The 13,120-nt window shown below is 36.0% G+C and carries 15 protein-coding genes; all 15 read right to left on the bottom strand.

Translation table 11 applies throughout. The annotated features are described in order from the left end of the window. Positions 1–40: 40 nt before the first annotated feature. Positions 41–1,408, bottom strand: a complete 1,368-nt coding sequence (locus tag BP17_RS06145) for an acetyl-CoA carboxylase biotin carboxylase subunit (protein ID WP_035052624.1) — start codon at positions 1,406–1,408, stop codon at positions 41–43. 4 nt (positions 1,409–1,412) lie between these two features. After that, positions 1,413–1,844 carry a 3-hydroxyacyl-ACP dehydratase FabZ gene (fabZ, locus tag BP17_RS06140; protein WP_035052623.1) on the bottom strand — a complete coding sequence of 144 codons (432 nt, stop codon included), beginning with the start codon at positions 1,842–1,844 and terminating at the stop codon, positions 1,413–1,415. A 13-nt stretch (positions 1,845–1,857) separates the two neighbouring features. Beyond that, positions 1,858–2,346: an acetyl-CoA carboxylase biotin carboxyl carrier protein gene (accB, locus tag BP17_RS06135; RefSeq protein ID WP_035052622.1), complete on the bottom strand. Its 489-nt coding sequence runs from the start codon at positions 2,344–2,346 to the stop codon at positions 1,858–1,860. 2 nt (positions 2,347–2,348) lie between these two features. After that, positions 2,349–3,590 (bottom strand): beta-ketoacyl-ACP synthase II, encoded by a 1,242-nt coding sequence (gene fabF / locus BP17_RS06130; RefSeq protein ID WP_035052620.1) that lies wholly within the window; start codon positions 3,588–3,590, stop codon positions 2,349–2,351. A gap of 18 nt (positions 3,591–3,608) precedes the next feature. Beyond that, positions 3,609–4,346, bottom strand: a complete 738-nt coding sequence (gene fabG / locus BP17_RS06125) for a 3-oxoacyl-[acyl-carrier-protein] reductase (protein ID WP_035052619.1) — start codon at positions 4,344–4,346, stop codon at positions 3,609–3,611. Between the two features lie 21 nt (positions 4,347–4,367). Next, positions 4,368–5,312, bottom strand: a complete 945-nt coding sequence (fabD, locus tag BP17_RS06120) for an ACP S-malonyltransferase (RefSeq protein ID WP_035052617.1) — start codon at positions 5,310–5,312, stop codon at positions 4,368–4,370. 152 nt (positions 5,313–5,464) lie between these two features. Further along, positions 5,465–6,424, bottom strand: coding sequence for an enoyl-[acyl-carrier-protein] reductase FabK (gene fabK / locus BP17_RS06115; RefSeq protein ID WP_035052615.1), 960 nt, complete (start codon positions 6,422–6,424; stop codon positions 5,465–5,467). A gap of 26 nt (positions 6,425–6,450) precedes the next feature. After that, complete coding sequence (locus BP17_RS06110; protein ID WP_035052613.1) at positions 6,451–6,681, bottom strand: acyl carrier protein; 231 nt, start codon at positions 6,679–6,681, stop codon at positions 6,451–6,453. An 84-nt stretch (positions 6,682–6,765) separates the two neighbouring features. Further along, positions 6,766–7,740: a beta-ketoacyl-ACP synthase III gene (locus BP17_RS06105; RefSeq protein ID WP_035052611.1), complete on the bottom strand. Its 975-nt coding sequence runs from the start codon at positions 7,738–7,740 to the stop codon at positions 6,766–6,768. A gap of 17 nt (positions 7,741–7,757) precedes the next feature. After that, complete coding sequence (gene fabT, locus BP17_RS06100; protein ID WP_035052609.1) at positions 7,758–8,207, bottom strand: fatty acid biosynthesis transcriptional regulator FabT; 450 nt, start codon at positions 8,205–8,207, stop codon at positions 7,758–7,760. Between the two features lie 604 nt (positions 8,208–8,811). Further along, positions 8,812–9,156 (bottom strand): DUF2187 domain-containing protein, encoded by a 345-nt coding sequence (locus BP17_RS06095; RefSeq protein WP_035052607.1) that lies wholly within the window; start codon positions 9,154–9,156, stop codon positions 8,812–8,814. A 177-nt stretch (positions 9,157–9,333) separates the two neighbouring features. Then, the gene (locus tag BP17_RS06090) at positions 9,334–9,771 is read right to left on the bottom strand and encodes a MarR family winged helix-turn-helix transcriptional regulator (protein ID WP_035052606.1); all 438 of its coding nucleotides are present in this window, start codon (positions 9,769–9,771) and stop codon (positions 9,334–9,336) included. Positions 9,772–10,815: 1,044 nt separating this feature from the next. Beyond that, positions 10,816–10,953, bottom strand: coding sequence for a hypothetical protein (locus BP17_RS13370; protein ID WP_156956006.1), 138 nt, complete (start codon positions 10,951–10,953; stop codon positions 10,816–10,818). A gap of 722 nt (positions 10,954–11,675) precedes the next feature. After that, positions 11,676–12,242, bottom strand: a complete 567-nt coding sequence (locus tag BP17_RS06080; RefSeq protein WP_035052602.1) for an NADPH-dependent FMN reductase — start codon at positions 12,240–12,242, stop codon at positions 11,676–11,678. 195 nt (positions 12,243–12,437) lie between these two features. Further along, positions 12,438–13,115 carry a CBS domain-containing protein gene (locus BP17_RS06075; RefSeq protein ID WP_035052600.1) on the bottom strand — a complete coding sequence of 226 codons (678 nt, stop codon included), beginning with the start codon at positions 13,113–13,115 and terminating at the stop codon, positions 12,438–12,440. Positions 13,116–13,120 lie beyond the last annotated feature (5 nt).

Raw genomic sequence — 13,120 nt, 5'->3', positions numbered from 1 at the left:
GCTTTTTGAATGAGATTGTTCTTTTTATTCCAAAACAAGTTTATTCAATACGAGGTTCCCATTCTTTCAGAAAGACATCTTGTAAAAAGCTTGTATCATATTCTCCATTAACAAATCTTTGATCCATTAATAGATCTTCTTGGAAAAATTGATTGCTGATAATCCCATCGATGACCATTTCGCCTAAAGCCCGTTGCATCTTAGCGATTGCTTCAGTACGATTTGCACCTTTTGTAATGATTTTTGCAATCATCGCATCGTAATACGGTGGAATATCTGCTCCAGCAAACATTGCACTATCGACTCTCAATCCATTTCCACCACTAGGCATCATTAAGTACTGTATCGTACCAGGTGAAGGCGCAAAATTAAAAGCAGGATTTTCAGCGTTGATGCGACATTCGATCGTGTGACCAGTCAAACGGACATCGCTTTGTTTGATCGATAATTCTGCTCCACTTGCAATCATTAGTTGTTCTTTAACAATATCGATCTCAGTGGCCATTTCCGTTACCGGGTGTTCAACTTGAATCCGCGTGTTCATTTCCATGAAATAGAACTCGCCGTTTTGATCTAGTAAAAATTCAATCGTCCCAGCATTTTTGTAACCAACTGACTTTGCAGCACGTACAGCCGTTTCTCCAAGCTTCTTTCGTTGTTCGTCATTAATCGCAACAGAAGGTGACTCTTCAATCACCTTTTGATTGTTGCGTTGCAAAGAACAATCGCGTTCGCCCAGATGAATGACATTTCCGTAATGGTCACCTAGTAATTGTACCTCAATATGACGTGCATGTTCAATGATTTTTTCCATATACATTTGATCATCGCCAAAAGCAGCTTTAGCTTCGTTTTTGGCATTATTGAAAGCTGTTACTAACTCTTCGCTTCTAAGCACTTTTCGCATACCTTTTCCGCCACCACCAGCAGCAGCTTTCACCATTACGGGGTAACCTAATCGATCTGCCAGTTGTTTAGCTTCATTAGTATCGGTAATAAAACCTTCACTTCCTGGAATAACAGGTACGTTCGCTTCAATCATAAGAGCTCGCGCATTCGCTTTATTTCCCAGTTGGTCAATAGTTTCTGCATCTGGCCCAATGAATGTAACGTTCATTTCTTTACACATGGTCGCAAATGTACTGTTTTCAGATAAGAAACCAAAACCTGGATGAATAGCTTGAGCGTTTGTCACAACAGCAGCACTTAAAATACTTTGCATATTCAAATAAGAATCAGCTGCTTTTGCCGGGCCAATACAAATGGCTTCGTCTGCTAACTGCATGTGCAAAGCATCTCGATCTGCTTCAGAATAAACAGCAACTGTTTGAATTCCCATTTCGCGACAAGCGCGAATAATGCGAACAGCGATTTCTCCTCGATTGGCGATCAATATTTTTTTAAACATAGGCTTATCTTCCAATAATGAACGTTAATTCAGCTTCGCAAACTTTTTTGCCATCTACGTATGCTACAGCTTTTCCGATACCAGCGTATTCTTTTAATTTAATAATGTCGACTTGTAACATCAATTGATCACCAGGAACAACTTTTTTACGGAATTTAACTTTATTCATTCCACCTAAGTAAGCCGTTTGACCTTTGAAGCGGTCTAAGGTCAATAATGGAATCGATCCTGCTTGAGCAAGAGCTTCTAAAATATAGACACCTGGCAATACAGGTTCTCCGGGAAAATGGCCTTGAAAGATTTCTTCATTGATGGTCACATTTTTAAGAGCTAAAACATGTTCTCCGGGAATCATTTCATCCACACGGTCAATAAAATAAATTGGGTAACGATTCGGGATCAAATCTTGGATTTCTTTAATATTCATGGTTGTCATTAGTATTTTCCTCCTAGGCAATTCTGAACAATGGTTGATTGAATTCAACAACTTGTTCATCTTCTATTAGTATCTCAGTAATTGTTCCATCTACTTCGCTTTTGATTTCGTTCATTAATTTCATTGCTTCAATAATGCAAAGGGTCTCACCTATCGTTACCTTATCGCCGACTTTTTTAAAAGCAGGCTGATCTGGTGACGGTGCCGTATAAACGATACCTACGATAGGAGAATAAATCATTTCTCCCTCGGCAACTATTTCAGCAAGGGGTGCTGAAATAGGCGATTCTTCAAAAATAGGAGAAGTGTGTTGGATATTTCTCTTGCGTACTGGGTCATTAAATCGTGTTTCTTGATCAGTAAGAACCGTTTGATTGCTTAATGGATGAGTAGACGTATTTTTACTCATACGTAATGTTACATTATCCATTTGCAAATCAAATTCAGTTAATTCTGATTTATCAACTAATTCGAGAATTTCCTTAACTTGATCAAAATCCATGCTTACTGCCCCTCCCATTTCTTAAAGCAGGTTACAGCGTTGTGTCCGCCAAAGCCTAAAGAATTGTTTAATGTGTATTGAATATCTGCTTTGCGTCCAACGTTAGGAATGTAATCTAAATCGCAAGCTTCATCAGGTACTTGAAGTCCGATTGTTGGTGGTAAAAAACCTTCTTGAAGAGCTTTTATACAAGCTACAGCTTCAATAGCTCCTGCAGCACCTAATAAGTGGCCGGTCATACTCTTTGTACTTGAAATGGCAACATTTTTTGCTTCTTCGCCAAAAGCATATTTGATCGCCATTGTTTCGGCTGAATCGTTAGCCCCTGTACTTGTTCCGTGGGCATTGATGTAACCAACATCCGCTGGTGTAATACCGGCTTCAGCCATTGCATCTTGCATCGCACGTCCAGCTCCGCTTCCGTCTGGTGTTGGAGAAGTCATATGGTACCCGTCTCCAGTTGAACCATATCCTACGATTTCAGCATAAATTGTTGCATTACGATCTAATGCATGATCCAAACTTTCCATCATCAATACGCCAGCACCTTCACCCATTACAAATCCATTACGTTCTTTATCAAAAGGAATCGAAGCACGATCTGGATCGGTACTTGTTGATAGAGCAGTTAAGGCAGCAAAACCAGAAATACCGATTTCATTGATTGTTCCTTCTGATCCCCCTGCTAGAATAACATCTGAGTAACCGTGTTTGATATTGCGGTAAGCTTCACCAATAGAATTATTTCCAGAAGCACAAGCCGTTACAATAGAAGTATTGATTCCTTTCGTGCCTATTGCAATCGAAATATTTCCAGCGGCCATATTTCCAATTGCCATAGGAACAAAGAAAGGTGCAACACGTTGTGGTCCTTTTGTATTCATTTTAATAATTTGGTCTTGCATAGCGTTCAAACCGCCAATACCCGAACCAACAATAACCCCAAAACGATTCATGTCTGTTTTTTCGCGATCAATACCGCTCTCTTCAAATGCTTGAACAGCTGCAGCTACACCATATCTAGAAAATTCATCCATTCTTTTTGAAATTTTACGTTGCATATACTTTGTTGCATCAAAATCTTTCAATTCACCTGCAACTGTAATACCTGTTTCTGATGCATCAAATTTTGTGATAGGAGCAATGCCGTTTTTCCCAGCTTTAAGTCCATCCCAAAATTCATCTACTGTGTTTCCTAAAGGTGTAACAGCACCCATTCCAGTAATTACTACACGATTATTCATAATTATTTTTCCTCCTTATTAACCATTCATAACCATTCCGCCGTCTACATTGATGACTTGTCCAGTAATGTACTTATTCTCGCTTAGAAAGATAGCTGCTCGTGCAACATCTTCTACATTACCTAAGTGTTTCAATGGAATTTGACTAATAGCTTGTTCTTTCATCTTGTCAGACAATACTTCTGTCATTTCTGTATCAATAAAACCAGGAGCAATGGCATTAACAGTGATGCCTCTAGCAGATAATTCTCGCGCTGCGGATTTTGTTAACCCGACAACACCAGCTTTACTTGCAGCATAGTTTGCTTGTCCAACGTTTCCTACAAGGCCAACTACACTAGCCATATTGATGATTGTACCACTTTTTTGTTTAAGCATAACTTTTGATGCGTGACGAATCGTATTAAAGGTTCCCTTTAAATTGATTGAAATCGTTTGGTCAAAATCTTCTTCTGACATCCGCATTAAAAGCATATCATGGGTCACACCGGCATTATTAACTAAAATATCGACGCTTCCAAAAAATGCTTTTGTTTCATCAATCAATTGTTTGGCAAAATCAAAATCACTGACATCTCCTAAAATAGTGTGCGTTTTTACACCATAACTTTCTATTTCAGAAATAAGCTCTTCAGAAATTGGTTTTCTTCCATTTAAGACAACGTTCGCACCCGCTTTAGCAAATTCGACAGCAACTGCTTTTCCAATGCCTCTTGAGCTGCCTGTAACAATAACTGTTTGATTTTTTAAAGTCATGGACTCATTCCTTTTAATGTACTAGGCTAATGTATTTAGTTCAGCCAGTTTCGCTAGTGTTTTCGCTAGCGTTTTTTCATTTTCAACATTCAATATGGTCACGGTTTTATCAATTTTTTTAATGAAACTGCTTAATACTTTTCCCGGTCCAACTTCAATGAATGTATCGACTCCTAAAGCAATCATGGTTTGTACACTATCTTCCCAATACACAGGAGACATCACTTGTTTGACCATCATCTCTTTAATTTGCTCTTTGTCTTCAAAAACTTCAGCAATCGTATTGCTAACAATAGGAAGAGTCGGTTCATTCATTGGAACGGTTGCAACAGCTTTTTCTAACTGGATCGAAGCTGGTTCCAATAGTTGTGTGTGGAAAGGACCACTCACTTGCAAAGGTACGACACGTTTGGCGCCTCTTTCAAGCAACAGTTCACCGGCTTTTTCAACAGCTGCTTTAATACCGCCAATGGCGATTTGGCCAGGCATATTGTAATTAGCTGGCGAAACGATTCCCAACTCGCTGGCTTCAGCACACGCATCTTTAACTGTTTGGCGGTCGAGCCCCATAATAGCACTCATAGCACCTTTACCTAAGGGAACAGCATCGGTCATGTATTGGCCTCTTTTTTTCACCAATTTTACAGCATCGGCAAAAGAAAGAACATTGGCTTTAACAAAAGCACTATATTCTCCTAGACTCAAACCAGCTACAATGGCTGGCTCGATCCCGTTTTCTTTTAATAATGCATCAATAGCTAGACTAGTAGTTAGAATCGCCGGTTGAGTGTAAGTTGTTTGATGCAACAAATCATTTTCTTCAAAACATAATTTTGCTATATCCAAATCTAAACATTCACTGGCTTGATCAAAAACATCTCGGACCACACTGTAGTTTTCATACAGTTCTTGACCCATACCAACATATTGAGCTCCTTGACCACTATATACAAAAGCAATTTTCATAAGGATTTTGTCTCCTTTATACGGTAATTTGTCTATAAAAAAAATCATCCCTTTTTATACAAATCAATAAAAGAAATAATAAAAAAAACTAGAAAACTATTTGAAGCAAAAAGAACTTCTTTTTAGCTTTCTAGTTTTTTCATAAGCTCACCTTAATTTAAGATAAGGTTGGCTTGTTCTTTTATTACTTCTTGATATTCATGCATTAATTCTTGGATGATGTCATGACAACTTTGTTCTTTAAAAACTAACCCAGCACTTTGGCCAGACATAAATGATCCAGTTTCTTTATCTCCATCAACGACAGCACGCCTTAAAGCACCTTTACCAAGTTCTTCTAAGCGACTAAAATCTGGTTTTTCATCACTTGTAATGTCTTTTTCAACTTTTAAATATTTACGTGTTAATTTGTTACGAAGTACTCGTACTGGATGACCAGTAATTTGACCGGTAATCACAGTATCGATATCTTTTGCTTTCAAAATAGCGTCTTTAAAATTTTGATGTACCGTACTTTCATAAGCAACAACAAAACGGGTACCTAATTGAACAGCTGAAGCGCCTAACATAAAAGCAGCTGCAACCCCACGTCCATCAGCAATACCCCCTGCTGCAATGACAGGTACTGAAACAGCATCAACGACTTGCGGTACTAAGTTGATCGTTGTGGTTTTCCCAATGTGTCCGCCAGCTTCCATACCTTCACATATAATCGCATCTGCACCTTCATTTTCCATTCTTCTAGCTAATGCTACTGAAGCAACAACTGGAATAACGACTGTACCAACGCTTTTAAATTGACTCATGTATTTTCCTGGGTTTCCTGCACCGGTAGTCACTACTCTTACTTTTTCTTCACAGACAACTTTTACAACGTCATCAACGTAAGGAGAAGTTAGTAGAACATTGATTCCAAAAGGTTTATCTGTTAAGCTCTTTGTTTCTTTAATTAGGTCACGTACAGTTTCAGCCGAAGCATATCCACAAGCTAGTATTCCTAGCCCGCCAGCATTTGAAACGGCACTCACTAAACTAGGATTAGCAACCCAAGACATTGCGCCTTGTATAATTGGATATTTGATTCCAAGTTTTTTAATCAGTTCAGACTGCATGCAGGTACCTGCTTTCTTTTGAGTATTTATTTTTTCGCTAGTTCAGCTTCAACAAAAGTTACGATGTTTTGAACAGTTACCAAACCTTCTTCAGATTCGATCTTAATATCAAATTCATCTTCGATATCATTGATGATTTGGAATAAGTCTAAGCTGTCAGCTTCTAAGTCTTCGCGGAAATTTGTTTCTAATTTCACTTCTTCTTCCTCTTTGTCTAATTGGTCCATGATGATTGCTTGTATTTTTTCGAATGTCATTTTATATTTCCTCCATTATAGTTGTTTTTTTTGTTTCTTATTTTGCTTATTTTTTTTAAGCTTAAGCAAGCCGTTGTACCTTATTTAAAGTTGGATAAGGATAGATCCCCATGTGAGTCCTCCACCAAATCCGGTCAGAATAACTTTTTTCTTGCTGCCAATAACTAACTCACCATTTGTTAAAAGTTCATCTAACAAAATTGGAATGCTGGCAGCTGAAGTGTTTCCATATTCAGCAATATTGGTTGCAAATTTTTCAACTGGAATTTTCAGTTTTTTTGCAATACCTTTTAGAATACGGTAATTCGCTTGATGAGCAATGATACAATCAATTTGTTCAATACTGCTGCTTGATGTCTCAATGACTGTTCGAATACTTTCAGGTACACTGCGGAGAGCAAAATCAAATATTGCTCTTCCTTCCATTTGAAGAAAATCCGTTTTGCGAGCTTCCTCCAGTTGGAAATTTGAAACTGCGTGTCTTCCAACTGTAAGGGCATCTCCACGGCTTCCGTCAGAATGAATATCTTCTCCTAAAAAGCTGCCCTCTGTTTCTGTCGCTCCCAGCAAAACTCCGCCAGCGCCATCACCGAACAAAACCGCTGTACTGCGATCTTGCCAATCAATGACTTTCGACATGACTTCTCCGCCAAGAACTAATCCATATTGATAAGCGCCGCTTTGAATCAATTTTTCAGCAATCGATAATGCATAGACAAAACCAGAACATGCTGCATTTACATCAAAAGCCATTACAGGTCTTGCTCCAATATAATCTTGTACTAAACAAGCTGTCGTAGGACTTGATCCATCAGGAGTCATTGTCGCTACAATAATAAAATCAATTTCTTTAGCAGAAACGCCTGTTTTTTCAAGAATATCTAGTGCAGCCTTGCCACAAAGAATTGAAGTGTTCTCACCTTCACTAATGTGACGATTTTCTATCCCTGTACGAGTTCTGATCCATTCGTCATTGGTATCCATTATTTCTTCTAGCATAGCATTTGAAACTTTTTTTTGCGGGATGTAGCTTCCGGCACCCATGATTTTTGCATTCATCGAATTCAACCCTGTTCTTATAGATTATTTTTTGTGCGATGTAAGAAAACATGAAGATTTTCTAAGCCTTTAATCAACATTTCCGCTTCTTCTTTATTTAAGCCTTCGAGTGTTTCTTTTACCATATCTCGATGAAACTTATTATGAAGGCGATACAATAGCCGGCCTTTTTTAGTTAATCCCAACCTAACCACTCGTCGATCATGATCATTTCGAATGCGTTCAACGTACCCTTTTTTTACTAAGTTGTTAACGGAGACCGTTAATGTTCCTACCGTAACTGCCAATTTCTTTGAAACTTCTGTAGTTGTATGAACACCATACATCCCAATAGCTTCAATAGTGTGCACTTCTTTTATTGAAATATCCTTAAATGTGCTGTTTTGAAGAGCATTTTCTTCAATCGTCAGGACTTCATTAAAAATCGTTACTAAGTAAGAATTAATTTCAGGAATTAATTCGTCCACACCAACTCCTCCGTTCTTTCAAATTGTCAAGTAGGTCAATTACTTTGAACATCAAATTGTTTGACCATCAAACTATATTATTTTTTAACGGAAGTGTCAAGAATAATTAGCATTATTTTTTTTAATCTTAAATTAAAATCCTTTATTATCAACGGATAACGCAATAAAAAAATTTGAATTATTAAAGTGTTTGCTATAATAATTAGCCGAATATTATTTTTAAATTACCAAAAAAGAATTAAAATTTGGATTTATTTTATAAACTAACGTTTCAATTTATCGGATCTAGGTCAAATGGCGTGGATGCTTCAAAATGAAATTTCTTCTGAATTATACGGGTTTGCTTTTGGAACCATGAAGCACCGGAAGCCTGAAAGGAAGTCTTCAGACTTTCAAGCTTCAAACACAGCTTAATCACTGAAGAGCTAACACTGTATCATTCACATTGAATTCAATGCATATTTACAAGTAACCCCTATTCTTTCAGGAGTTTGGGATAAGTAATTTAATTGATTTATTTATATACATCAAAAAATATACAGCCAATTTAACCACAAAAAAAGAGTTAAGACAAATTAAATTGTCTTAACTCTTTTTTAATTAATTAATTAGCTTCAACAGATATAAACTCTTCAATATCTTTAAAGTTAACAATCGTTTTGCTTTCCATTATATCTTTCATTTTATCAGAAGACTTTTCCCAATAAATTTCAACTACAGCGCTATTATTTAATAATTTGATAATCGTTCCAGCCATTTTTTCATCTCTGAAAGAAAAGATAATTCTATCTCCTACATCAGGTCTAAAAGAAGCTTTTATTTCATCAATAATAACGATCGCTTCATCATATGGTACACCTAAAAGAGTCGCAATTCTTGATTTGCTAGCACCTTTGCGAAGTTCAACTTCAACTAAAGATTGAATTTCTTCGGTAATAATTTTCCCCATGTAAATCCCCTCATCTCTTTGGTTCTTATTTGAGCGTATTCTAATAAATTCTCTTAATACACCCCATTGTACCATATTTAGGCCAGAAAATGAAGCACAACAAAAAAAGAGCCTTTATTAGCACTCTTACACTAAACCGTGTGGAACTTTCCTATGATTCGTTAAATGAGTCATTTTTTATTTAAATGAATGGGCACGATACCCAATTTTTTTTAATAATTCTATCAAAGTAGTTTTTTCCTCTTCATTAAGCACACTAAATAAATCTGAAATCAACTCTTCGTGTTGCGGAAAGGCCTCTTGCATAAAAGCTTTTCCCTTTTCAGAAATCGAGATAGTGGTTACTCGACGGTCTGTAGCTGATGGAGTACGCTTTATAAATTCTTTCTTTTCTAATTTATCTACGACATATGTGATACTGCTGCTGGCTAGTAATATTTTTTTACCAATAAATTGAACGGGCTGATCTCCTTTACTATAAAGAAGCTCTAAAACTGAAAATTCAGTAGGATTTACACCATATTTCAACATATCTCTTTTAATGACATCTTGTACACTTGCAGAAGATTTTAGTAATACTGTCAAAGTCTTTAAAGCTTTAGCTGTGTCATCCATTTTATCTTATCACCTTTCGATTTGAACATATCTAAAACCCTATTACTTTAAATGAATTTATCTTCATTTCGAGGCAAATATACCATTATGAATAGATACCTGTCAACTAATCTGGACTGTTTGAAAAATAGTATTCGTGGCAACAGCCTAATTTTTTTCTAGAATAAACAAATTTATTTGTAGAACTATGGGACACATGTAAATCTGTATTTGTTCCTGTATTAGTTTAGTAGTCTACAAAATACACCGTACTTCTTTCTAAACTAAAAGCAACTTTTTTTCTCCAGAAAGTCTGAGTGAGTAAATTGATTAATATAGCAATATTAAAAATTATATAGCCAAAAAAGAAGGACGCTCTGGAAATCAGAACGACCCTCTTAATTCTAATAGCATGGTCCTAGCGAATTTCTAACACCAATTTTTGAACAGGTTTATTAGAGATTCTTTTATTATCTAGAACAACATGCTACTAAATATATGAGCTCAAACATTTAGTATTTCTGATTGAGTTTCACTAAATTTTTTTAGCAATCATCTAAATGAATGAGCTTGGACAGAATAGCTTTACTCGACTATTCGTCCTAGAAGCCACTTTCACTAGCTTCTATAAAGAGCGTCATGCTCTCTTACTGTGCATGTCTCTCTTTACATACATAATATACCATGTAAGCGTTATTATGTCAATTGTAAATGCTCTATTACTAAAATTTTTTTGATGAATTATAATGGAGAGATGTTTTATGGAATCTTACATGCAAAATTGGACGGACTCAAGCGTGAATGCTTCTCCACCAATAAACAAATGCAGCAAAGCTTGTCCCCGTTTTTGAAAAAATGTCTGATAAATAACCAGTTAGTTTACTATTCGATCGTTGAAGAATAGTGTACAACTCATTTTTAGCTTGCTTGCTTGCGTTCTTGAGTATAAGATTGCCCACGGCGAATGAGAGAACGTAAGTCCATCACTTCAAGTGAAGGAACATAAAAAGAGCGAATGAGATTAAACGAACTTTCGGAAAATATAGTAGCTGTCGGTAACCAATATTAGCCTGTGCTCTCCATAAAAATATCGGTCACATGTTGGTTTTCTAACCAAGTAAGTGCTTCTCTAAGTTCAGGAGTTCGTGTTCCGAATGTCTTTTGTATCTTCTCCGGACGATTTGTATCTAATTGACCGTTCAAAAAATAAGATGTTCATCCAGTTTTCTGGTCAGATGCAGCAAACTACTTTTCGTAAGGATTTATTTTTTTCACCTAAATTAGATAGCAAAATGGTTTTTTGTCATGATTTTGATTGCAAATCAACCCTATTATTTGCTTGAGGAATAGCGTTATTTGTAGCCATATAAAAGGAATTCAACGAAAATTAAAAAACATTGGTGCTTCAGCTATTCCCTTGACTCTCCACGGTCCAAATTGTCCACTCCAGAGAAAGTTTTATCTTAAATCATCCACACCAGTTGACTTAGATCCCCATACATTACCAAGTAAGGAATCTATCTAATTTCCTAACATTAAAAAATTATAGACAAAAAAAAGAGCCTCTTATTCTTAAAAGAAGCTCTCTCTTCATTTTGTAGCTAGTCCCGTTTTTTACTTCTTATTTTCTAGCATTTTTATTTCATCTGCTAGATTGTCACTTTACACATGATTTATATTTCTATCATGTGCATTTTGGATACTTCAATCTCGACTCATTCTATTTCAGGAACTTAGCCACTAATATGAAGTTAAGTTAATAGCCTTAATTCTACTATTAACTTTAGAGTCTATTACGCTGACTCTAGTAAAGAAGACATTGTACCTTGTACTTCTTTACACCATTATAATAACAGTAAACCTCTAAAATTTCAATTTTAAAGATTGGAAATCCTCTTTTTAAATAAGTAACATTAGACTCAGGTTTACCCGTTATTTCTTAACGGTTTCAGTGCTGTTGACCATGCATTGACTTGATTTAAAAGAGTATTGACTGAGGCAATATGCAAGTCAGCAGGGTTAAATTCATTCATATTTACAAAATCAGTGAATAAAGACATTGCAGGATGTGTGCGAACACTTGCAACTTGTAATTCAGCTAAAACAACACGTAAAGCTTCTGCGGCTCTTACCCCACCAGATGACCCATAACTCACGATACCTGCTGCTTTATTGTTCCACTCAGGATAAAGGTAATCAATTGCATTTTTTAATGCTGATGTAATACCATGATTGTATTCGGGAGTAATAAAGACATAGCCATCTAATTCAGCTATTTTTTTAGACCATGGAATAGCTTCTGGCGTAATATAGTCTTGACTATACGCTGCTGAGATTGGCTCATTATATAAAGGCAGATTGAATTCTACAAGATCAATAATTTCATATTCTGCATCTCCACGTTCGTCAGCTAATTTTTTTACCCATTGTGCTACTTGCAAGCTATTGCGTCCTTGACGCGTACTTCCTGTGATTATTCCAATTTTCATCATTTATTTTTTCCTCCTCATCATGTTTCAGCTATCAACTGAATAAGTAATTTAGCAAAGAATGAGCGCGCTATATTTACTAATTCAAAGCAACTATAGCGCACTTAATTTTAAGTTGCAACTGATACCCATCAACTGAAAAAATTATTCTTACCTATAGTTATTTATTCGTTTTACATAGTAAGTAATTGAGTTACCTTATAAATCTGAAGGAGTAATAATACCGAGAGGAGTTTCTGATACTGTTCCATTCTCAGTTATCAATAAAGCATCCAATCGACGATCATTTTTCAATAAATCTGCAGCAATTTCAACGGACATGCTTTTTTTAATAAATAGATAGTTACTCCGATTTTTATCTTGTAAAATGATTTCTTCCACCGCTGTTTTCTTTAAGTAAATAGTTTCATCTTTCAACTGATTAGCTAACCAAACTGCGATCCCTTTTTCGGTTAATAAACCAATCAGTTCCTTGTTCTTGTAAATAGGGAAATGGGTGAACTTTTTTTCACTGATCGTTCGTAATACTTCTATGAATAGATCATCTGAATTGAAACGGACGACATTTCTTTTGAATAATGGGTAGACTTTTTGAGGGTTTTTTATTTCTTCTTCCATTTGTTCAATATGTTCGACTACTTTATCTGTCGGTTGTGCAATATAGGTATTAGGGATTAGCTTTTTGTGGACCATTACATTTCTAAGATCTGCAAAAATTTGTAAATCATTTTTGTATTTTTTTACTGCAGGATTACGGTGTTCATTTTCGTCTAATAAGCGATAGAAAGGTTTTTTATGTTCATTTTCATTCTCCGAAAAGCTTAAATGATTGTGAATGCGATTAAAACTAGCAATAAAGCGTTCTGCATTATTCATTATAG

It is taken from the genome of Carnobacterium pleistocenium FTR1 (assembly GCF_000744285.1).
Lineage (GTDB): Bacteria > Bacillota > Bacilli > Lactobacillales > Carnobacteriaceae > Carnobacterium_B > Carnobacterium_B pleistocenium.
Note: the sequence above shows the minus strand (reverse complement) of the source record. Positions and strands in the feature narration are given on the sequence as shown.

Bases quoted from the DNA above. Each gene is read 5' to 3' on its own strand.
- BP17_RS06145 (WP_035052624.1), bottom strand. From the start codon at position 1,408: ATGTTTAAAAAAATATTGATCGCCAATCGAGGAGAAATCGCTGTTCGC.
- fabZ (WP_035052623.1), bottom strand. From the start codon at position 1,844: ATGACAACCATGAATATTAAAGAAATCCAAGATTTGATCCCGAATCGT.
- accB (WP_035052622.1), bottom strand. From the start codon at position 2,346: ATGGATTTTGATCAAGTTAAGGAAATTCTCGAATTAGTTGATAAATCA.
- fabF (WP_035052620.1), bottom strand. From the start codon at position 3,590: ATGAATAATCGTGTAGTAATTACTGGAATGGGTGCTGTTACACCTTTA.
- fabG (WP_035052619.1), bottom strand. From the start codon at position 4,346: ATGACTTTAAAAAATCAAACAGTTATTGTTACAGGCAGCTCAAGAGGC.
- fabD (WP_035052617.1), bottom strand. From the start codon at position 5,312: ATGAAAATTGCTTTTGTATATAGTGGTCAAGGAGCTCAATATGTTGGT.
- fabK (WP_035052615.1), bottom strand. From the start codon at position 6,424: ATGCAGTCTGAACTGATTAAAAAACTTGGAATCAAATATCCAATTATA.
- BP17_RS06110 (WP_035052613.1), bottom strand. From the start codon at position 6,681: ATGACATTCGAAAAAATACAAGCAATCATCATGGACCAATTAGACAAA.
- BP17_RS06105 (WP_035052611.1), bottom strand. From the start codon at position 7,740: ATGAATGCAAAAATCATGGGTGCCGGAAGCTACATCCCGCAAAAAAAA.
- BP17_RS06095 (WP_035052607.1), bottom strand. From the start codon at position 9,156: ATGGGGAAAATTATTACCGAAGAAATTCAATCTTTAGTTGAAGTTGAA.
- BP17_RS06090 (WP_035052606.1), bottom strand. From the start codon at position 9,771: ATGGATGACACAGCTAAAGCTTTAAAGACTTTGACAGTATTACTAAAA.
- BP17_RS06080 (WP_035052602.1), bottom strand. From the start codon at position 12,242: ATGATGAAAATTGGAATAATCACAGGAAGTACGCGTCAAGGACGCAAT.
- BP17_RS06075 (WP_035052600.1), bottom strand. From the start codon at position 13,115: ATGAATAATGCAGAACGCTTTATTGCTAGTTTTAATCGCATTCACAAT.